The following is a 19,171-nucleotide window of genomic DNA, read 5'->3' as shown; positions in this document are numbered from 1 at the left end:
ACTGCCCTTTGTCAGCCCGGCGCTAGGCACAGATCGGCGGGCGGCGGTCCTTCCAGGGGCGCACCTGTTCGAGCTGGCCGGCGAGGCGGAACAGCAGCCCTTCCTCGCCGAGCTTGGCCGCGAACATCATACCGAGCGGCAATCCGGCCTTGTTCCAGGCCAACGGCACCGACATCGCCGGCTGCCCGGACATGTTGAACATCGAGGTCCCCGGCATGTAGCGGCGCAACACCGGCGCGATGTGGGACAGATCCTCGGACATCGTGTTCAGCTCGCCAAGACGCAGCGGTGGCGCGCACAGGGTCGGGCTGAGGAAGACGTCGCAGCCCTCGAAGAAGGTCGCAAGCCCGCGCGAGACCTGGAATGCTGCAAGCTGCGCGGCGACATAGTCGGCCGGCGTCATCTTGGCCGAGTTCTGGCCGCTGGCGAGCGTCAACCGCTCGACATCATCAGACGTCAGCGTGCGGCCTACGCGCTGCTCGAGCAGGCGTATCGTCAGGGCGGTATTGCCGCTGACGATCGTGGTCATGAGCGCGGCGGGATCGGCCGCAAGCGGCGGCGCGCGCTCCTCGACATGGTGGCCGAGGCCCGCGAGCAGCTTGGCAACGTCGCGAACCGCCTCCGCGATCTCGGGATCGATCGCATCGCCATAGGGCGACTTTTCGGTGAAGCTGATCCGCAAATGGCCGGGATCGCGGCCGACCTCCTGGGAAAACGGCCGCTCCGGCGGCGGCGCGACGTAGAGGCTCGACGGCTCCGGGCCGTGGATCGCATCCATCATGACCGCGCTGTCGCGGACGCTGATGCTGAGCACATGGCCGACCGAGAAACCGCCCCAGCCTTCGCCGCGGTCGGGACCGCAGGGGTTGCGGGCGCGGGTCGGCTTCATGCCGAACACGCCGCAGGCGGATGCGGGAATCCGGATCGAGCCGCCGCCGTCGCTGGCATGCGCGACGGGAAGGATGCGCGCGGCAACCGCCGCGCCCGCGCCGCCAGACGAGCCGCCGGAGGAATGCTCGAGATTCCAGGGATTGCGGGTCGGGCCGAACAGGCGGGATTCCGTTGTCGGCATCAGGCCGAACTCCGGGCTCGCGCTCTTGCCGAAGATCGCAAGACCCGCATCGAGGAAGCGCTGGGTCAGCGTGCCGTTGTGGTCGGCGACGAAGTCCTTCAGCAGGCTGGCGCCGGAGGTGGTGCGGGTGCCCTCGAGCAGATCGAGGTCCTTGAGCAGGAACGGAACGCCGGTGAAGGGGCCGTCAGGCAGACCGTTGGCGATCTGGCGTTCGGCGTAGTCGTAGTGCTTGACGACGACGGCGTTGATCTTGGGGTCGATCGCGGCGGTGCGCGCGATCGCCTCGTCGAGCAGCTCCTTCGGCGTCACGTCCCTTTTGCGGACGAGCTCGGCCAGACCGACCGCATCGTAGTTGCCGAATTCCTTGAAGGCCATGTGCATGCTCCGCATCGCCGGGCCGACCTCGCAAGATCAGCCGAGGCGCAACTAGAGCACGATCCGGAAAAGTGTGAAGCGGCTTTTCCGAAAAGATCGTGCTCAAACAACAAACCAAAGCGCGATGACCTCATCACGCTCCGGGGAAGGCTGAAGCTCAGCCGAGGACGTCCTGGTTGATCACGTTCTGGCGCAGCGGATTGCCGTCCAGCACGCTCAGGATATTGCGCGCGGTCTGCTCGCTCATGCGGTCGACCGCCTCGACGGTGACGCCCGCCACATGCGGCGCCATGATCACGTTCGGCAAAGCGTGCAGCGGCTGGCCGACCGGCGGCGGCTCGACCTCGAACACATCGAGACCGGCGCCGGCGATCTTGCCCGACACCAGCGCGTCGTGCAGGGCCTTCTCGTCGACGATGCCGCCGCGGGCGGTGTTGATGAGATAGGCCGTCGGCTTCATCAGCCTGATCCGCGCCGCGTTGAACAGGCCGACGGTCTCGGGCGATTTCGGGCAATGGATCGTGACGAAATCTGCCCGCGGCAGCGCCGCTTCGAGGCTCGGCACCGCCTCACAACCGGCCGCGGTGATCTCGCTGGCGGGCTTGTAGGGATCGTAGACCAGCACGTTCATTTCCATCGCCAGGCAGCGCTTGGCGGTGCGGGTGCCGATGCGGCCGAAACCGACGATCAGGACGGTCTTGCCGTAGAGGTCGAACGGCAGCACGCCGAGCCGGCTCGCCCAGGTGCCGTCCTTGACCATGGTGTGCATTTCCTGCGCGCGCTTGGCCAGCGTCAACATCATGAACAGGGCATGCTCTGCGACCGACGGCGAGTTCGCGGTGCCTGCGACCATCAGCGGCACCTTGCGGCGGGACAGCGCCGGCACGTCGACCGCGTCATAACCGACGCCGATCCGGGTCACCACCAGCATGCCCTTGGAGGCTTCGAGCTCGGCTTCGCCGAAGCGGGTCGCGCCCAGCGCCACGCCGTGGACCGGCGCATGCTGCTCCAGCATCGCCTGGAAGTCCTTGGCCGAGATCAGGTTGGGAAATTCGATGAGTTCGACGTCGTCCCGCTCGTTGAGGAGCACCCGTGCCCCCGGCGACAGAGTCTGGGTGATGAAAATCTTCTTCTTGTTGGTGGCCATTTCCTGCCCTTGGGGTTTCTTGTGCACCGTCAAAGGACGGCGCCGGTCACCTCGTTTAGCAAATGCATATTGTTGAGGTCCACAGCCAATCGAAGCGGGCTGCCATCCTGCGCGCCGGCATTGGGGTTGACCCGGCCGCAGACCTGAGTGCCCTCGAGCGTGAAATAGACCAGGGTCTCCATGCCCATCGGCTCGGTCACGTCGAGCACCGTATCGAACGGCTCGACGCCGGGCTCGGCATGCGGCCGCGCCTCCATGACATGCTCGGGCCGAATGCCTAGCAGCAGTCTGTCGGTGCGGGAGAGAGCCTGGTAGCGGGCGGCGCGGGCCGGCGGCAGCGCGAAGGCGAGGCGATCGGTCAGCCGGACGTTGAGTTTGCCGCCGACATCTTCGAGCCGGCACGGCACGAAGTTCATCGCCGGCGAGCCGATGAAGCTTGCGACGAACCGGGTCGCCGGCTTGTGATAGAGCTCGTTGGGTGTGCCGATCTGCTCGATCTTGCCGTGGTTCATCACCACGACGCGGTCGGCCAAGGTCATCGCCTCGACCTGGTCGTGGGTGACGTAGACGGTCGTGGTGCGGACCTTCTGGTGCACCTTCTTGATCTCGATCCGCATCTGAACGCGCAGCTTGGCGTCGAGGTTGGACAGCGGCTCGTCGAACAGGAACACCTTTGGATTGCGCACGATCGCACGTCCCATCGCGACGCGCTGGCGCTGGCCGCCGGAAAGCTGCTTCGGCTTGCGGTCGATCAAGTCGGTGATGTCGAGCATGCGGGCGGCCTCCGTCACCCGGCTCTTGATCTCGGCCTTGGGATAGTGCTTGAGCCGCAGCCCGAACGACATGTTCTCGGCGACGGTCATGTGCGGATACAGTGCATAGTTCTGGAACACCATCGCGATGTCGCGGTCCTTCGGCGGCACGTCGTTGACGACGTCGCCGCCGATCATGATGTCGCCGTCGGAAATATCCTCGAGGCCGGCGATCATCCGCAGCGTCGTCGACTTGCCGCAGCCGCTCGGCCCGACCAGCACCACGAACTCATGGTCGGCGATATCGAGGTCGATGCCGCGCACCGCCTCGACCTCGTCGTAACGTTTCACCACCTTGCGCAAACTGACGTCGGCCATGAATCCTACCTTTGTCGCGTTCAACCCTTTGTCGCACCGGCGGTCAGGCCGGCAATGTAGTAGTCCATCAGGAAGGCGTAGATGATCAGCGGCGGCGCGGCGCCGAGCAGCGCGCCGGTCATGATCTGTCCCCAGTTGAAGACGTCGCCCTTGATCAGGGTCGTGATGATGCCGACCGGCAGCACGAGCTGGTCGGTCGAGGTCGTGAACACCAGCGGATAGAGGAACTGGGCCCAGGAGACCGTGAAGGCGAAGATCGTCGCCGCGATCAGGCCGGGCAGGGCGACCGGGATGAAGATCCGGGTCAGCGTCTGGAACCAGCTCGCGCCGTCGATGATCGCGGCCTCGTCGAGCTCCTTCGGGATCGAGGCGAAATAGCCGATCATGATCCAGGTGCAGAACGGCACCGTCAGCGTCGGATAGATGAACAGCAGCACGTACCAGCGATTGACCAGCTGGACTCCGGTCCAGTCGCCGAACACGGCGAACATCTTGAACAGCGGAATGAACAGCAGGCTGTCCGGGATGAGATAGGTGAGGAACACCCCGGTCGCGAGCGTCGCCGACCCCCAGAACTTCATCCGCGCCAGCGCAAACGCCGCCGGCACAGAGATCAGCATCGTGATGGTGACCACGATGATCGAGACCCAGGCCGAATTCCAGAAGAAGCGCAGGAACTGGTTCGAGGTGAGCAGCTCGATGTAATTGCTGAGTGTCGGATGATAGACCCACCAGGGGTTGGTCGCCGCCGAAATCTCAGCGCTGCTCTTCAGCGACGTGATCAGCATGTAGAGCGGCGGCGTCAGCGAGAAGATCGCAAACAGCACCAGGAAGAAATAGGACCAGCGCAGTGCCCAGGTCCGATCGCGGCTCATGCTGCCGTACTTGACCTTGCGGGTCGGTCCGGACTTGTCGATCGTCACCGTGCTCATCAGGCTTCGTTCCCGCGTTTGGTGATGTCGCGCAGGATGAAGATCGCCGCGATCGCGAGGATCGGCACCATGAACAGCGAGACGCTAGCGCCGAGCGGAATGTCGCTGCCCTCGATGCCGACGCGGAATGCCCAGGTCGCGAAGATGTGGGTGTGGTCGAGCGGCCCGCCCGCGGTCAGGATGCGCACGATGTCGAAATTGGCGAAGGTCACGATCAGCGAGAACAGCGTCGTGATCGCGATGATGTTGCGCATCATCGGCAGGGTCACGTACCAGATCCGCTGCCACCAATTGGCGCCGTCAATCGCCGCCGCCTCATAGAGCTGCTCCGGCACCGATTTCAGCGCCGCCAGATACATGATCATGAAGAACGGCGCACCGTACCAGACATTGACCAGGATCACCGAGAAGCGCGCCCACATCGCATCGCCGGTCCACGGGATCGGCCCGATCCCGAAGAACGACAGCGTGTAGTTGAAGGCGCTGTAGGACGGATCGAACAGCCACAGCCAGGCCAGCGTGCTCATGGCCGGCGGGATCACCCACGGTACCAGCAGCATGCCGCGCCATTTGCGCTGCTTGTTGGCCGGCACATTGTGCACGAAATGCGCGACGATGAAGCCGATCAGCGCTTTGAACACCACCGCCGAGATCGCGAAAATGCAGGATTGCTTGACCACCAGCCAGAAGGTCTCGCGCTTGAACAGGAACTCGAAATTGCCGAGCCCGACGAACTTCGTCATCGCCTTGTTCAGGGTCGCAAGGTGCAGCGAGTAGAGCGCCGGATAGATCACCAGCACCGCGATGAGGAGAATCAACGGTAGCGTCATCAGGAACGCCGACATCGACTTGCGCCGCAGCGCGTTGCGCAGGCCGACGCGCCTTCGCCCGGTCTGGGCCGCAGCCGCGCGGTTGGATTGGAAGGCGACATCAACCATAACGCAGGTCCCTCGCGCGGGTTGGTTGCACAGCGCGCCGGTTCTCAGCGGCGCGGATGCAAGGGAGCCCCGCGCGGCCTGCACTGGAGGCGGCCGTGCGGGGCTCGCTCTTCGTCAGCTTCGCATGAAGCCTTCGCACTCGCCCTCGGCCCAGGCGAGCGTCTTTTCCATGCTTTCGCCCTGGTAGTAGCGCAGGCACATCTTGGTCAGGGTGGCCTGGAAATAGATCTGCTGGGCAATCTTGGGCGGCGCCGGCGAGGCCGCAATCGACAGCGTCTGGTGCTTGTAGGGGTTCGGGTAGTGGTAGAGCGTGCCCTTGGGCGGCCCGATCTCTTCCCAGACCTTCAGCGTCGTGAGCTTTTCGTAGGCCGGCAGGTCGTAGCCGCCGCTCGCGACCACCATCTTCTCGATCGATGCCGGTTGCGACAGGTGGGACAGCAGGCTCTTGGCCGCCTCCTTGTTCTTCGAGAACGACCAGATCGACCAGAAGAACGGCAGATAGGGCGCGAAGCGTCCCTTCGGTCCGGCCGGGAACCCGTGGGTCCAGCATTGCTCCGCGACCTGCGGCGCATCGCGCTTGGCGACCGCCCAGGCGCTCGGCGGGTTCATGATCATCGCGCCCTTGCCCGCGACCAGCCACTTGTTGTTGGAGGCATCGTCCCAGGCGGAGACGTCGGGCGGCAGGAAGGCGAGCAGCTTCTTGTAGAAGTCGAGCGACTGGCGCACCGCGTCGGTCTTGACCGTGAGGTTGCCCTTGGCGTCGACCAGCTGCGCCCCGAACGACTGGAATATCGCCCCGGCGGTGTCGACATTGTCGCTGGTTTCGCCGAGCCCGATGCCGAACGGGAAGCCGGCCTTGTGGCAGGCCTCAGCCGCCTTGAGGAACGTATCGAGGGTCCAGTGATCAGCCTTCGGCGGGCTTCCGGCCGGATACATTTCCTGCACATCGATGCCGGCATGCTTCTTCATCAGGTCGATGCGCGAGCAGGGGCCCTTGATCTGGCTGCCGACGCTGGCGGGAACGCCGAGCCATTTGCCGTCGGCCTGGCCGAGATATTTCACGGTGCCGTTGACGTCGCCGTTCAGCTTGAGCAGCGGCTCCATGATGTCGTTGACCGGTTCGAGCAGTTCGGCATTGGACTGCGGCCACCATGTCGGCATCTGGAAGATATCGTGACCGGATTTCGCCTGCGCTTCGGCGGCGATGGTGACGAGGTTCTTGTTGCCTTGGCTCGTAATGTAGTCGAGCTGGACCTCGACCTTTTCCTTGGCGGCCCATTCATTGACCAGCTCGGTGGACGCACTGTTCGCACCCGGCACCCAGTGATCCCAGAAGCCCATCGAGAGCTTTCCGGCTGCGTAGGCGCCACGCACGTAGGGGGCTGTGATGAGCGCCGCCGATGACAGCGCTGTCGCTGCAACGAATTCTCGGCGCGAAAGCTTCTTCCGTGACATGGCATTCCCTCCCTGGTAGCCGACGGACAAAAGACTTTTTGAATCCCGTTGTTGTTTTTGTGCGCCGCGTTCACGCGACGTCGCGGGATTTCGTTCACACCGATCAGAACAGAATTGCCGGCTGCTGTCGAGAAACGAGATGCCTGTGCCATGTAGAACTAACGTTGTGGTCAAATCGCAGGCAGTGCCATTAGCTTCGCCGCCGCTGCGGATGGTTTTCGGCATTTCCTCGATCATGCTGCGACGCACGCGAGGTTCGACGCAGATGCGCGCGCAGATGGTGCGCCGTTGAGCCGCAGGTTTGCGGCCGAGCCTGATCGAGCCGTGTTCCGTCATGTTGATGCCCGGCGTGACCGATAGACTTGCCGAAGCGGAAAACGATAAGGTTCGGACTCGCCGGACGTACCCCCGCATCAAATCTGCAATCCAACATCGATCACGGAGACCCGATCATGCTCATCCCGGTTGCGAAGCTGCGAGCACAATGGAGATTGTGCGCCGCGGTTGGGGCCGCCACCGTCACATTGCTCGCAGTGCCTCATATGGTCGATGCGCAGGTCGTGCAGGGCGTCGAGAAAGGCGCGCGCGAGGGCAACAAGGCGGCTGGACCGGTCGGCGGCGTTTTGGGGGGCGCGATCGGCGGCGTTGTCGGGGTGGTGACCGGCGTGACCGGGGTGTTGACCGGCAATAACGCCAACCCCAATGCCGGCAACGGCAAGAATGCGCAGGCCCCGGCGTCAGGCGACAAGCAGGGTGCCAAGGCCACCAAATCGGCCAAGACCGCCGCCGCCAAGGACAAGGGCGCGAAGCAAGCGCCGACCGTGCTGACCCAGGCCGGCGCGCCGCAGCTCACAGCCGAACAGATCGTTGCCAACAGCGACGCCAATATCGAGCGGATCAAGAAGGAGCTCAACCTGACGCCGGAGCAGGAGAAGAATTGGGCCGGCTTCAACAGTGCGATGCACTATCTCGGCCATAACGGCGCCGACCGCCTCAACCTGCGCATTGCGCGCGCACAGCGCGATCCGCCCGACGACATCATCGAGCAGATGCGCAACGAGGCTCAATTCCTCAACGACCGCGCGGTCGATCAGCGCGGCGTCGCCGACGCCGCCGAGCCGCTGTTTGCCAGCCTCGACGACAAGCAGAAACAAATCTTCATCAACGAAATGGTCCGCCTCAGCCACGAACGCGGGCTCGATTAGAGCCATTCCGTTCCGATGAAATCGGAACGGGGCTCCAGATTCCGGATCTGACGCGTTTGCTTCACGCGAACCGGTGCCCACTTCGGTCGAAAACGCTCCGTCGTCGGCGAAGTGGGGACGAATAGCCGGGCCACCAGGCCCTGGGGTAGGTTAAAGGCGCAGCACCCGGCTATTCTGCCGCAGCGGCGCGGCCCGGCTAATTCGTCATTCAATGTTGAAGAAAAACGGACCGGATCACGCCCGACTAATGGCCGAGTCTGGGCCTTGTCGGGAACTATCCACAGGGGTCACCGCGACGAATGCTGGCGCTCAGCTTTTCGGGAAGTTCAGCTCCACGCCGACCCCGTCGGGATCGTAGAGGAAGATCTGGGTGTCGCCGGTGCGCGGCACGATCTGCTCGCGGTAGGTGACGTTCTTCGCCTGCAGGCGCTTGCGCACGCCATCGACGTCGGTAGCGGCGAAGGCGATGTGGTCGAGGCGGCCAGTGTCCTCATATTTCTTCGCGGTGCCGCGCACGACGATGCCGTCGCGCGGCTTGCGGGTGCCCATTAAATGGACAGTGGCCTGGCCGCCGGAATAGAGCCAGTAGCCCGGGAAATCGAGCGGCGGCCGATCGCCGTTTTCGAGCCCGAGCACCTCGCAATAGAACTCCTTGGTGCGCTCGAGGTCCTGCGGTTCGATGGTGTAATGCTGTAGTCCGCCCAATGGCATGGTTCTTCTCCTTGAGAATTCAGATTAGACGAAGCTGAGATCGGCATCGACGCCCAGCATCCAGGCGCCGACGGTTTCGAAATGGCTGAAGCGGCCCTGCAATTGCTGGGTCACAGTGTGGATGTCGCGGAAGCGCCGCTCCAGCGGATGGCCGTCGAAGATCGCGGTGGCGCCGGCCGTGTTGTACGCGAAATCCACAGCCTCTCGCGCCTTGTGGATAGTGTGCGTTGCCGCCATCCGGATCGTCATGCGTTGCGCCACCGTGATGCTGTGGCCGGCGACCAGATCCTTCCAGATGTCCGCCATCGATTGCAGCAGGAAGGCGCGAGCGGCGCGCAGATTGACCTCGGCCTGGGCGAGGCCGGACTGCACGACGGCATTGTCGCGCAGCGTCTTCTTCATGCCGCGCGGCACCTTGTTGCGGGCGACGTCGACGAAATTGTCCAGCGCGCTGCGGGCAATCCCGCAGGCGACCCCGGCAAAGCCCACCTGGTAGCAGGTGTGATTGCTCATCCGGTACAGCGGACCGTTCTCGCGGCATTCGCGATCGAACTCGCGGGTGATCGAATGGTCCGATCGGACGAAGACGTCGTTCAGCGCGAACTGGTCGCTGGCGGTGCCGCGCAGCCCGACCGTGGTCCAGATGTCGGTCCATTCGACGTCCTCGGTCCGCACCAGCATGGTGCGCTCGAACTGCTCGCCATTGGCGTCGCGTCGCGGCGAGCCGTCCGCGGCGTAGATCGGGCAGTGGGCGCCGAGCCAGGTGGCGTGCCGTCCGCCTGACGCAAACGACCAGACCCCGGTGACGCGGTAGCCGCCCTCGCATTCGATCGCCTTGACCTTCGGGCCCGGGCCCCAGGCCAGCACGGCGCGCGGGTCGGCGAACATCTCCTGTGCGACCGGCAGATCGAGATAGGCCGCCGACATCGCACAGCCGCCGGCCTGGCTCAGGCACCACGCCGTCGAGGCATCGGCCTTGGCAATGGTTTCGATGGCATGAAAGAAGGTGACGGGATCGGTCTCGATCCCGTCGGCCGAGCGCGGCAACAGCAGCCGGAACAGCCGCGCTTCGTGCAGCCGGTCGAGCAGATCGGGCGGCAGCCGCCGCGTCGTTTCGATCTCGTTGGAGGCCGCCGCCACCGTGTCCCTGATCGCCTCGGCGCGGGCGATCACGTCGCGATCGCCGGCAAGATCGGCTGAAGTCACAGTCATGTCCGCCTCCCTCAAGCGCGCCGGATCGTCGTGGCAGAGGCCGCGACATCGGCCGTCGCGTTGAGCTCCTTGTCGATCTGCTCGATCGACTTGCCCCGGGTCTCGAGCCCGAAGAACAAATAGACGGCGCCCGCCATCAAGAACCAGCAGCCGAGATAGACGAACGCGGTCGGGATCTGGGTCAGCGGCACATCCGGCTTGAGGTAGTTGTTCGAGCCGACGATCAGAGCGAGGCCGACCGGCCCGATGATCTTGCCGATGCCGCCGAAGCCATAGGCCGATCCCATGCCGGTGGTGCGCAGATGCGACGGCCAGACCTCCGCGGCATAGGGCCCGACGATCGCAAAGCCGCCGTCGGCGAAGAAGAAGGCGGCGCCGAGCAGCAGCCAGAACGCCGACATGCCGAACAGCGTCGTATCGTAGTGATAGCCGGCGATGATCGTGAGCGCGCCGGCGCCGAAACCGAGCAGACCGCCGGCGACGCGCCGTCCCATCAGCTCCGAGAAATAGGAGAAGGACACGCGGCCGATGAATCCGGTGATGCTGAGCAGGATCATCATCTTGGCGGCCTCTTGCGGCGTGACCTTCAAGAGCAGCACGAACAGCGCGGGCGCCCAGAGCGTGATGCCGTAGACGCCGGTCTGCGCGCCGGCATTGCCGAGCCACGAGACGATCAGGCTGCGCGGATATTTGAACAGGTCGAACCAGCTGGTCTTGACGATCGGCCCAGCGTCGGCTGCGCTCGGCAAAGGCAGTTCGGATGGCGGCACTTCCAGTGCCCAGGCGAGCGACTTGCGGGCCTCGTCGTAGCGGCCTTGCCGGCACAGCCAGCGCGGCGACTCAGGAACCCAGAGCCTGACCAGCAGCACGACGACGGCCGGCAGCACGCCGATCGCAAACAACAGCCGCCACTGGTCGGTGCCCATGATGGCTCCGAGCACCGCGCCGAGGCCGACGCCGAGCGGGATCACACAGGTCACGAGGCCACCGACCCAGCCGCGCTTGTGCGAGGGCATGAACTCCTGCACCAGCGGCAGGTCGACACAATAGAGCCCGCCGACGCCGGTGCCGACGAAGAAGCGCAGGATCGCCAGGTAAACCCAGCCATTGTCGGGCGTAAAATAGAGCAGGCCGGTCGCGATCGAGAAGTTCAGGACCGTACCGATGAAGACGATGCGGCGCCCGATCCGGTCGGCAAGCCAGCCCCAGAGATAGGCGCCGAGGATGGCGCCGATGCCGGAACTCATCAGCACGGTGGCCGACTGGCCAAAGGTGAGTTTCCAGGGCCCGATCAGGAACGCGAGCACAAAGCCGATCAGGAAGTAGTCGAAGAATTCCAGCGCATCGCCGATGATGGCCGCCGCAAGGATCTTGATCTGGTTGCCGGTCAGAGTCGTCCGGCGATCGAGAATCTCGAACATGGCGCGTTTCCCCATGGCGCCTGTTCATTGTTCTTGGAACGTGCGTCGCGCCAGCGCATCGCTCATGGGATGAGGCTATCCTCGCGCCGTCGCGAACGGCAAGCCGGTGCCGACGCGGGGCTCATCTGCACGGACGCGATAAGCAATTCGGCCTACTGCTGCGCACAAATCATGGTGCGAAAGCCCGAAGGGAGCCGCTCCAGCCGTTGACTCCTGCAATGCCGATCGCCCACGTTTGCGTGAAGAAGGCTCAGGGGGAAGGCCGGGTGGACGAAAAGCGCAAGCATCCGCGAACCGAGGTCAATGAACCCGGCTACGTCTCGTCGGGCGGTTCGGTGATGCATTGCACGATCGTGAACATATCGGCGGAAGGCGCGGCCATCGAGGTCGAGAATCCCGCCTTCGTCCCGCACAGATTCCGTCTGGTGATGGCCCGCGACGCCTCGGTTGTCTACGAGTGCCAGGTGGTCTGGAGCAAGAAGACGCGGATTGGACTGAGTTTCGTGACGACCGCCTGAGCGCGGCAATCTCGACTGGGGACGTCCATGATCGACCGTGCTAGGCTGGTGTTTCGTCGCTGGAACAGCAGGTGATACGCCGATGACTCCGGAACCTGCATCGATCTGCCTCGGTTGCTGGCAGAACCTGCATATGCCGATCCCCTTGCGCGGCCCGTTGTCGGCGCCGTTCCGCCTGTTCGGCATCAAGCCAAGCCGCATGAACCCGAACACCTGCACGATCTGCGAGATGGCGTTCTCGAAGGTCATGAAGGCGCGCGCCGTGACCATCGACGCCACTGTGATGTTCGCCGACCTGCGGGGTTACACCACGCTGACCCAGACCATCGCGCAGGAGGGGCTGACGTCGCTGCTGGACGCCTTCTACGACGACTGCGCCGCCGCGATCTGGCGCTATGACGGCCTGCTCAACAAGACGATCGGCGACGCCGTGTTTGCGATCTTCAATTTTCCGGTGAAGCGCGACGACCATGCCGCGCGGGCGTTGCAGGCGGCACGTGACATTCAGAGTAGTTTTCGCGACCGGCACGACGCGCTGGTGCGCACGATCGGCGCCGGCGATGTCGAGATCGGCATTGGCATAGGGATCGACAGCGGCGACACCAATTTCGGTGAGTTCGGCAAGAGCCATCGCGACCTGACGGCGGTCGGCACCGTGGTCAATCGCGCGGCACGCGCCCAGGCGATGGCAAAGTCCGGCGAGATCCTGGTCACGACGGCGGTGCGGGATCGAACCCGCGACATGGTCACGGCGGAAGGTTCCGACTACGCGCTGAAGGGCTTCGATCAGCCCGTTACGTTGTTCCCGGCGTGAATTGATGCGACGCAAAAAAGACGGCTCCCGCACGCAGCTGCGTGCCGAAGCCGTCTGGGATGGTCGTTTGCCGATTACGAACGCCGCTTCAACGCCAGGCCGCCAGCTTCGTTCCAGATATCCTGAAAATCTTTCGAGCCGGCGTCAGCGCCACATGCCCCGCATCCGGGCGCCGATGTCGATCGGCGCCGCGCGGTTGGCGGAGGCGGCCTGCGCGGCGGCGGCCCGCGGCCAGACGGTCCGCTCGAACATCGGCAGCAGTCGTTCCGGGATGAAGCGGGTCCGCGACGCATACATGTGGCGGTCGCCCTTGGCGGCCTGGCCGTGAACGAAAAAGCGCTGCGGCACCAACAGATGCAGATCGTCCTTGGCGCGGGTCATGGCGACATAGAGCAGGCGGCGCTCCTCCTCAAGTTCGGCCGACGTGCCGGCGCCGAGGTCGGACGGCATGCAGCCGTCGACGACATTGAGCACATAGACCGATTTCCATTCCTGCCCCTTGGCGGAGTGAATGGTCGACAGGATCAGGTAGTCCTCGTCGAGCAGCGGCACACCGGCCTGGTCGCTGGTCGCATCGGGCGGATCAAGCGTGAGCTCGGTGAGGAAGCGTTCGCGTGACGGGTAGCCGGCCGCGATCTGCTCGAGCTGAATGAGGTCGGCGCGGCGGACCTCGCTGTCCTCGTGGATGCGATCGAGATGCGGCTCGTACCAGAGCCGCGCGCGCTCGATATCGACCGGCCATTCCGAGTAGCGCAGGTTCTCGATGGTCTCGACGAACAGCCGCCAATCCGCACCGGCGCGAGGCGGGGCGGGCAGCGCGACGAGCGCGGCGATCGGATCGGCGGCTTCAGCCATGCGGTCGAGCACGCGCTGCGCCGAGGCCGGACCTACGCCCGGCAACAGATGCAGGATGCGAAAACCGGCGACGCGGTCGCGCGGATTGGCGGTGAAGCGCAGCAGCGCCAGCATGTCCTTGACGTGCGCGGCGTCGAGGAATTTGAGCCCGCCGAATTTCACGAAGGGAATGTTGCGGCGGGTCAGTTCTACTTCCAGTGGCCCGCTGTGCGAGGAGGTGCGGAACAGCACCGCCTGGTGCTTCAACAGCGCGCCTTCCTCGCGGTTGGCCAGCACCTGCTCGACAATGTAACGCGCCTGATCGGCCTCGTCGCGGATCGTGACCAATAGCGGCTGGCGGGTCGAGGTCCGGTCGGTCCACAGGTTCTTGGTGAAACGCTCCTTGGCGAGCGAGATCACGCCGTTGGCGGCCGACAGGATCGGCTGCGTCGAGCGATAGTTGCGGTCGAGCGTGACGATCTCGGCGGCCGGGCTGAACTGGGTCGGGAAGTCGAGGATGTTGCGCACGGTAGCGGCGCGGAACGAATAGATCGACTGGGCATCGTCGCCGACCACGGTGAGCCCGTGCCCGGTAGGCTTGAGTGCGAGCAGGATGGAGGATTGCAGGCGGTTGGTGTCTTGATATTCGTCGACCATCACATGATCGAAGCGGCCGCCGATCTCTTCGGCAAGTGCTGCATCGGTCACCATCTGCGCCCAGTAGAGCAGGAGGTCGTCGTAATCGAGCACGTTCTGGCGCTGCTTGGCTTCGACATAGGCGGCGAACAGCTGTTTCAGCTCGCTGGCCCACCCTGAGCACCAGGGGAAGAATTGGCCGAGCACGGCCTCGATCGGCATCTCCGCGTTCACGCAACGCGAATAGATCGCAAGGCAGGTGCCCTTGGTCGGGAACCGGCTTTCGGTGCGGGAGAACCCGAGGTCGTGGCGGACCAGGTTCATCAGATCGGCGGAGTCCTCGCGATCATGGATCGTGAACGCCGGGTCGAGCGCGATACGCTCGGCAAATTCGCGCAGCAGCCGCGCACCGATGCCGTGGAACGTGCCGGCCCAGCTCAGCGCGTCGGTCATGACCGAGGCGCGATCGCCGAGCACGCGCCGCGCAATGCGCTCGACGCGACCGGCCATCTCGGCGGCGGCACGCCGCGAAAAGGTCATCAACAGGATGCGACGCGGATCGGCGCCTGCGACGATCAGATGCGCGACGCGATGGGCGAGCGTGTTGGTCTTGCCGGAGCCCGCGCCCGCGATCACCAGCAGCGGCGCGCCGACGATGCAATCCTTGCCGACGCCGTGCTCGACGGCGCGTCGTTGCTCGGAATTGAGCGCATCGAGATAGGCTGTGTTGGCAAGATCAGGCACGAATCACCCCCACGAAACGCTAACAGACAATGCGATTCAGCGGGGCTGGCGCAGCTGCGCGGGCGCAGAGAAATTAGATTGACATTAACGCGGCGCGGAGCACAACCGCGCCATGGGAGACGTATCCAAATCCGACACGCCGCTGAAGGCGACGTTCAAGGTGCGGCTGAACGGCGAGACGGTGACGCTTGCGACCGTCGGCCAGGCCTACCGCTTCATCAGCAATCTCAGCGCCGTCGAATGGATGGAGTTCCGCTCCCTGCACGACGACGCCCTTGTTGCGCTGGAGCGCGCGGCCGGGAATGCCATGCTGACCGTGCAGGCAACCAACGCGTTGCGGACGCTGTTCGTCCGCGCAAAATTGCTTTGAAAACGAATTGAAAAAGAAATGGGCCGCCTTGCCCTCCAAGGCGGCCCGAAAGTGCGGCCGAAGCGCAATGCGCATCCAGCCGTCGCGTGTACCGCCGTTACCTTGTTTGCGGCCATAACGGACAGCGCCTTACGCAACCACCGTCGATTCGGCTGTAGCCGCTACACCACAATCAGTGGCCGACATCGTCGACGAGGCGGTCATACACAAGGGCAGAGCGCAGGTTCATGGTCGCGATCCTGAGATAGCTCGGTTCGCGCATCGCGTTGTTGAACATCATGATCGCCGTCTTCCAGTAGCTGCGATCGCGCTGATCCACGTTCAGGGCGGACAGATAGTCCGCGGCGTCGCCAACGGTCGCGAGCGTCCGGCCGTCTTTCAGCGTGATCGGGAACGCAAGCGGCGATCGCTTCTCCAGCTCCAGCACGTCAGGCTCCCCCAAAAGGCACAAAGCAGCAATAACAGGAACAGAACTAGCTGCGCCGCTATATCAAAGCCTTAAGGGGGTGTCCGGCCCGGCCGGGGTCGGCGGTTCAGAAAGAGTCCGCCAGCGCGATCTCAGCCTTCAGGGCATCGATGCGTCGCTGGGCTTCCTCGGACGTCAGGTCACGCGCGTACTGGTTGGGCTGGTAGGCCTCCTCGGCAAGGCTCCTCAACCGCAGCGCCTGGGAGCGGGTCATCAGCCCGCCAAAGTGCTCCGCAACCCCGCCAAATCTCACCGCTGCCATGCTCATAGCTCACCTCGCTTGCCGGATCGTGACTTGACAATATGTTCTATTTTTGTTCTAACAAGCCATGGACAACAAAATCAATGAAATTCGCCGGAAGATCAGCACCTTGCGAGCCGAGATGACGCTCGTCGAGGCGTCGATCCGCGATCAGGTCAACCGCGACCTCGATTGCAGCGAAGCGTCATACCGGCTGATGGCGATGCGCGCCGAGGTGACAGAACTGATCGGGCGCTGGAAGGCCGCCGGCGGCGGCGAGCGTTTGCCGACGGTTCGGGAGCGGTTGAGCCGAAGCTACGAGGACCGCGCCGGTCCGAAGGTCAAATTGGACAAGGCGAAGCCGAAGCCCAGCCAAAGCAGCGCCAGGGTATAAGGCGGACCGGCCGATCGCCGTCGGTCGCCAAATCAGGTTTCCAGGCTGGAACCCGATCCGCAGGATCGGCATTTTCTTGGAGTGAGAGCCAACACCTTAGCATCGCCCAGCGCCATGATCGCCGATCCGACCGCGCCACCGCGGGCATCGATGAATGACGATCGCAGTCCGCTGCTGACGCTGATCTCCTGCATCAGCTGCATCAGGACGATGCGGCTTGAGAGCAGCTCTCCGGGCAGCGAGGGCAGGGACATCCTTCAATACCGCTGCGAACAATGCAGCCGCATCGAGCGGATCCTGCTGGTGCGGCGAAGCTGGCCTGCGGACCGCTGACCTTTGGAGTGAATTAGGAGCGCGCTTTGGCCTTTGGCCTGGTCGCCCGATCATGATCGGCGGCATCGAACTCGCGCGGCGCGTCAGCGGACGGACTGTTCGTCACCCCGCCCGGACCGTGCGCCGTCAGCTTCGAGAGTTCGCGGCTGAGGTCTTGAATGTGGTATGGCTTGCGCAGGACCGGAAAGTCCGACCTCGCGTCGCGCGCACTCTCGCTGTAGCCGGTCGTCAGCAGGATAGGCAGGTCGGGCTTCCTCTCCCGGATCGCGCGCGCCAGCTTCAACCCGTCCATCCGGCCGGGCATGACGATGTCACTGAACACCACATCGATCCCGTTCGCGTCGACTTCCGATAAGGCGGCCTCTGCGTTGGACGCCCAGCGTACGGTGTAGCCGAGTTGTTCGAGCAGGCCGATGCTTGCATCGGCGACGGCAGGATTGTCCTCGATCAGCAGAACGGTCGCGGAGCCGCCCACGCTATGGCCGGCAGCCGTGGGCTTTGCTGCGGCGGTCCCGCGCGGCAGATAAATGCTGACCGTCGTGCCCTTGCCGAGTGCGCTTGCGATCTCGACCCGGCCATCGGCTTGATGAGCGAAACCGTGGACCTGGGACAGCCCGAGGCCGGTCCCTTTGCCGACCGGCTTTGTGGTGAAGAACGGGTCGAAGACCTTGCTCAGCACATCGTCGGGAATGCCTTCGCCGGTGTCGGTCACGCTGACGGCCACCTGGGCTTCGGCGGGAACGTTGCGCGCCGCAATGGTCAGCGTGCCGCCGTCAGTCATCGCATCCCGCGCATTGATGACGAGGTTGATCAGCGCCGTCTCAAATTCCGTCGGGTCGACGAAGACCGGCCAGATATCGGAGGGGACGTCCACGTCGAGCCTGACCAGGCCGCCCAGCGCACTGGTCAAGACCGCGCGCAACGCCGTGATCCTCTCGGTGACCTCGATAGCCTGGGGGTTGACGCTCTGCCGGCGTGCGAAGGTGAGAAGCTGGCTGGTCAGGGACGCTGCGCGTTCCGATGCGGTTTCGATCGCGCTCATTGCAAGCCGGCCGCGCTCGCTCGTCACCTCGCGCCTGATGCGGTGCAGATTGCCCGAAATGATCATCAGGAGATTGTTGAAGTCGTGCGCGACGCCGCCGGTCAATTGGCCGAGCGCATCCATCTTCTGCGATTCCGCCAGTTGTCGTTGCACCAGTTCGAGCTTCCGCTGCGCCTCGCGCCGTTCGGTAATGTCCCGCGTGATCTTGGCGAATCCGACCAGGCTGCCGTCGCTGTCGCGGATCGGATCGATCACCACGCTGGCCCAGAAGAACGAGCCGTCCTTGCGGACCCGCCAACCATCCTCCTCGTAGTGCCCGGTCTCTTCCGCGATCTTGAGGGCGCGGGCCGGCTTGCCCGCGGCCTGATCGGCGGGCGTATAGAACCGCGCAAAGCTCTGGCCGATGATTTCGCTTGGCGAATAGCCCTTGATGCGCTCGCCGCCGGCGTTCCAGTTGGCGACGATGCCGGCAGGCGTCAGCATGTACAGCGCATAGTCGGTGACATTGCCGACCAGCAGGCGGAACTGGCTTTCGCTGGCATCGAGATCGGCACGCGCCTGCCGGCGCTCGGTGATATCGCGGGTGACCATCGCATAGCCGACGAGCCTGCGCTTCTCGTAGATTGGATCGATGACCACAGAGGCATAGAATTGCGATCCGTCCCTGCGGACGCACCAGCCCTCAGCGACAGCGTGCTTTTCCTTCCGCGCCATCTGCAACGCCTTGGCGGGAAGCCCCGATGCGCGATCCTCTTCGAGGTAGAAGATCGAGAAGTGTTGGCCGAGGATTGCCCTGGCCGGATAGCCGGTGATGCGCTCGGCGCCCTTGTTCCAGTGGATCACCCGCCCATCGGGGGCGAGGGTGCAAATCGCATAGTCGACTGCCCCTCCGGCTAACAGCCGGAACCTGCGCTCGCTCTCGAAGATGCCCCGCTTGAGCTGGTCTGATTTCTTAACCATCACCAATCCTGCCAACGGCCGGAACGTTCCGGCGAGGCCAATGTTCCAATGAGACCACGCGTGCCCGCGGGGACCAAGCAATACGAACGGTTTGCGCCGTCAGCCAAAAAGTTCCAATGCACGTGGGAACTTTTGGTTCCACTCGCGATTAAGGTACTCGGTTTGCGTCACAAATCGCGGTTTTGGCGTTTTCCCGCTTGAATAGATCAAGGGCAGTCATT

The 19,171-nt window shown here is 64.2% G+C and carries 19 protein-coding genes; 5 read left to right on the top strand and 14 right to left on the bottom strand.

Annotated elements, in window-relative coordinates; translation table 11 throughout:
* Positions 1-22: 22 nt before the first annotated feature.
* The 6 genes from BI327_RS08805 to BI327_RS08780 all read right to left on the bottom strand — a co-directional run bounded on the left by BI327_RS08805 (position 23) and on the right by BI327_RS08780 (position 7,049).
* Positions 23-1,447 carry an amidase gene (locus BI327_RS08805; protein ID WP_076859682.1) on the bottom strand — a complete coding sequence of 475 codons (1,425 nt, stop codon included), beginning with the start codon at positions 1,445-1,447 and terminating at the stop codon, positions 23-25.
* 157 nt (positions 1,448-1,604) lie between these two features.
* Positions 1,605-2,594: a hydroxyacid dehydrogenase gene (locus tag BI327_RS08800; RefSeq protein WP_076859680.1), complete on the bottom strand. Its 990-nt coding sequence runs from the start codon at positions 2,592-2,594 to the stop codon at positions 1,605-1,607.
* 29 nt (positions 2,595-2,623) lie between these two features.
* A complete protein-coding gene (locus BI327_RS08795; RefSeq protein ID WP_076859677.1) occupies positions 2,624-3,724 on the bottom strand; it encodes an ABC transporter ATP-binding protein in 1,101 nt (366 codons plus the stop codon).
* A 20-nt stretch (positions 3,725-3,744) separates the two neighbouring features.
* Positions 3,745-4,656 carry a carbohydrate ABC transporter permease gene (locus BI327_RS08790; RefSeq protein ID WP_076859675.1) on the bottom strand — a complete coding sequence of 304 codons (912 nt, stop codon included), beginning with the start codon at positions 4,654-4,656 and terminating at the stop codon, positions 3,745-3,747.
* The gene (locus tag BI327_RS08785) at positions 4,656-5,594 is read right to left on the bottom strand and encodes a carbohydrate ABC transporter permease (RefSeq protein WP_076859674.1); all 939 of its coding nucleotides are present in this window, start codon (positions 5,592-5,594) and stop codon (positions 4,656-4,658) included. The genes BI327_RS08790 and BI327_RS08785 overlap by 1 nt, the downstream gene beginning before the upstream one ends.
* A gap of 114 nt (positions 5,595-5,708) precedes the next feature.
* On the bottom strand, positions 5,709-7,049 hold the full coding sequence (locus BI327_RS08780; protein WP_076859672.1) for an ABC transporter substrate-binding protein: 1,341 nt from the start codon (positions 7,047-7,049) through the stop codon (positions 5,709-5,711).
* A gap of 452 nt (positions 7,050-7,501) precedes the next feature.
* Here BI327_RS08780 and BI327_RS08775 point away from each other — a divergent pair, with 452 nt between their 5' ends.
* Positions 7,502-8,254: a Spy/CpxP family protein refolding chaperone gene (locus BI327_RS08775; RefSeq protein ID WP_076859670.1), complete on the top strand. Its 753-nt coding sequence runs from the start codon at positions 7,502-7,504 to the stop codon at positions 8,252-8,254.
* Positions 8,255-8,563: 309 nt separating this feature from the next.
* Here the strand turns inward: BI327_RS08775 and BI327_RS08770 are convergent, their stop codons facing one another.
* The 3 genes from BI327_RS08770 to BI327_RS08760 are packed head-to-tail and all read right to left on the bottom strand — an operon-like array spanning position 8,564 to position 11,598.
* On the bottom strand, positions 8,564-8,965 hold the full coding sequence (locus tag BI327_RS08770) for a VOC family protein (RefSeq protein ID WP_076859668.1): 402 nt from the start codon (positions 8,963-8,965) through the stop codon (positions 8,564-8,566).
* 24 nt (positions 8,966-8,989) lie between these two features.
* Positions 8,990-10,177 (bottom strand): acyl-CoA dehydrogenase family protein, encoded by a 1,188-nt coding sequence (locus tag BI327_RS08765; RefSeq protein WP_076859666.1) that lies wholly within the window; start codon positions 10,175-10,177, stop codon positions 8,990-8,992.
* Positions 10,178-10,188: 11 nt separating this feature from the next.
* A complete protein-coding gene (locus tag BI327_RS08760) occupies positions 10,189-11,598 on the bottom strand; it encodes an MFS transporter (RefSeq protein WP_076859664.1) in 1,410 nt (469 codons plus the stop codon).
* 218 nt (positions 11,599-11,816) lie between these two features.
* Between BI327_RS08760 and BI327_RS08755 the strand changes: the two genes are divergently transcribed.
* On the top strand, positions 11,817-12,116 hold the full coding sequence (locus BI327_RS08755) for a PilZ domain-containing protein (protein ID WP_245334756.1): 300 nt from the start codon (positions 11,817-11,819) through the stop codon (positions 12,114-12,116).
* An 82-nt stretch (positions 12,117-12,198) separates the two neighbouring features.
* Positions 12,199-12,930: an adenylate/guanylate cyclase domain-containing protein gene (locus tag BI327_RS08750; RefSeq protein ID WP_076859660.1), complete on the top strand. Its 732-nt coding sequence runs from the start codon at positions 12,199-12,201 to the stop codon at positions 12,928-12,930.
* A 144-nt stretch (positions 12,931-13,074) separates the two neighbouring features.
* On the opposite strand, the gene BI327_RS08745 is transcribed toward BI327_RS08750, so the two are convergent.
* Positions 13,075-15,144 carry an ATP-dependent helicase gene (locus BI327_RS08745; protein WP_076859659.1) on the bottom strand — a complete coding sequence of 690 codons (2,070 nt, stop codon included), beginning with the start codon at positions 15,142-15,144 and terminating at the stop codon, positions 13,075-13,077.
* Positions 15,145-15,256: 112 nt separating this feature from the next.
* Here BI327_RS08745 and BI327_RS08740 point away from each other — a divergent pair, with 112 nt between their 5' ends.
* The gene (locus BI327_RS08740) at positions 15,257-15,514 is read left to right on the top strand and encodes a hypothetical protein (protein WP_076859657.1); all 258 of its coding nucleotides are present in this window, start codon (positions 15,257-15,259) and stop codon (positions 15,512-15,514) included.
* A 172-nt stretch (positions 15,515-15,686) separates the two neighbouring features.
* Here the strand turns inward: BI327_RS08740 and BI327_RS08735 are convergent, their stop codons facing one another.
* Both BI327_RS08735 and BI327_RS08730 read right to left on the bottom strand, forming a co-directional pair.
* On the bottom strand, positions 15,687-15,941 hold the full coding sequence (locus tag BI327_RS08735; RefSeq protein ID WP_076859656.1) for a hypothetical protein: 255 nt from the start codon (positions 15,939-15,941) through the stop codon (positions 15,687-15,689).
* Positions 15,942-16,047: 106 nt separating this feature from the next.
* Positions 16,048-16,248, bottom strand: a complete 201-nt coding sequence (locus BI327_RS08730; RefSeq protein WP_245334755.1) for a DUF3072 domain-containing protein — start codon at positions 16,246-16,248, stop codon at positions 16,048-16,050.
* Between the two features lie 115 nt (positions 16,249-16,363).
* Here BI327_RS08730 and BI327_RS08725 point away from each other — a divergent pair, with 115 nt between their 5' ends.
* Positions 16,364-16,615, top strand: a complete 252-nt coding sequence (locus BI327_RS08725; protein ID WP_143271561.1) for a hypothetical protein — start codon at positions 16,364-16,366, stop codon at positions 16,613-16,615.
* 32 nt (positions 16,616-16,647) lie between these two features.
* Here BI327_RS08725 and BI327_RS42245 read toward each other — a convergent pair whose 3' ends face one another.
* Both BI327_RS42245 and BI327_RS08715 read right to left on the bottom strand, forming a co-directional pair.
* On the bottom strand, positions 16,648-16,869 hold the full coding sequence (locus BI327_RS42245; RefSeq protein WP_159450422.1) for a hypothetical protein: 222 nt from the start codon (positions 16,867-16,869) through the stop codon (positions 16,648-16,650).
* 92 nt (positions 16,870-16,961) lie between these two features.
* Positions 16,962-18,950 carry a hybrid sensor histidine kinase/response regulator gene (locus BI327_RS08715; RefSeq protein ID WP_076859651.1) on the bottom strand — a complete coding sequence of 663 codons (1,989 nt, stop codon included), beginning with the start codon at positions 18,948-18,950 and terminating at the stop codon, positions 16,962-16,964.
* Positions 18,951-19,171 lie beyond the last annotated feature (221 nt).

Origin of the sequence: Bradyrhizobium mercantei, assembly GCF_001982635.1 — a bacterium.
Classification (GTDB): Bacteria; Pseudomonadota; Alphaproteobacteria; order Rhizobiales; family Xanthobacteraceae; genus Bradyrhizobium; species Bradyrhizobium mercantei.
The sequence above is the reverse complement of the archived record's forward strand: the minus strand, read 5'-3'. Positions and strand labels throughout refer to the sequence as shown.

Coding starts and splice junctions, on each gene's coding strand:
- BI327_RS08765 (WP_076859666.1), bottom strand. CDS start 10,177: ATGACTGTGACTTCAGCCGATCTTGCCGGCGATCGCGACGTGATCGCC.
- BI327_RS08750 (WP_076859660.1), top strand. CDS start 12,199: ATGACTCCGGAACCTGCATCGATCTGCCTCGGTTGCTGGCAGAACCTG.
- BI327_RS08725 (WP_143271561.1), top strand. CDS start 16,364: ATGACGCTCGTCGAGGCGTCGATCCGCGATCAGGTCAACCGCGACCTC.
- BI327_RS08800 (WP_076859680.1), bottom strand. CDS start 2,594: ATGGCCACCAACAAGAAGAAGATTTTCATCACCCAGACTCTGTCGCCG.
- BI327_RS08785 (WP_076859674.1), bottom strand. CDS start 5,594: ATGGTTGATGTCGCCTTCCAATCCAACCGCGCGGCTGCGGCCCAGACC.
- BI327_RS08770 (WP_076859668.1), bottom strand. CDS start 8,965: ATGCCATTGGGCGGACTACAGCATTACACCATCGAACCGCAGGACCTC.
- BI327_RS08730 (WP_245334755.1), bottom strand. CDS start 16,248: ATGAGCATGGCAGCGGTGAGATTTGGCGGGGTTGCGGAGCACTTTGGC.
- BI327_RS08780 (WP_076859672.1), bottom strand. CDS start 7,049: ATGTCACGGAAGAAGCTTTCGCGCCGAGAATTCGTTGCAGCGACAGCG.
- BI327_RS08740 (WP_076859657.1), top strand. CDS start 15,257: ATGGGAGACGTATCCAAATCCGACACGCCGCTGAAGGCGACGTTCAAG.
- BI327_RS08775 (WP_076859670.1), top strand. CDS start 7,502: ATGCTCATCCCGGTTGCGAAGCTGCGAGCACAATGGAGATTGTGCGCC.
- BI327_RS08715 (WP_076859651.1), bottom strand. CDS start 18,950: ATGGTTAAGAAATCAGACCAGCTCAAGCGGGGCATCTTCGAGAGCGAG.
- BI327_RS08755 (WP_245334756.1), top strand. CDS start 11,817: ATGCCGATCGCCCACGTTTGCGTGAAGAAGGCTCAGGGGGAAGGCCGG.
- BI327_RS08795 (WP_076859677.1), bottom strand. CDS start 3,724: ATGGCCGACGTCAGTTTGCGCAAGGTGGTGAAACGTTACGACGAGGTC.
- BI327_RS08790 (WP_076859675.1), bottom strand. CDS start 4,656: ATGAGCACGGTGACGATCGACAAGTCCGGACCGACCCGCAAGGTCAAG.
- BI327_RS08805 (WP_076859682.1), bottom strand. CDS start 1,447: ATGGCCTTCAAGGAATTCGGCAACTACGATGCGGTCGGTCTGGCCGAG.
- BI327_RS08760 (WP_076859664.1), bottom strand. CDS start 11,598: ATGTTCGAGATTCTCGATCGCCGGACGACTCTGACCGGCAACCAGATC.
- BI327_RS42245 (WP_159450422.1), bottom strand. CDS start 16,869: ATGTCCCTGCCCTCGCTGCCCGGAGAGCTGCTCTCAAGCCGCATCGTC.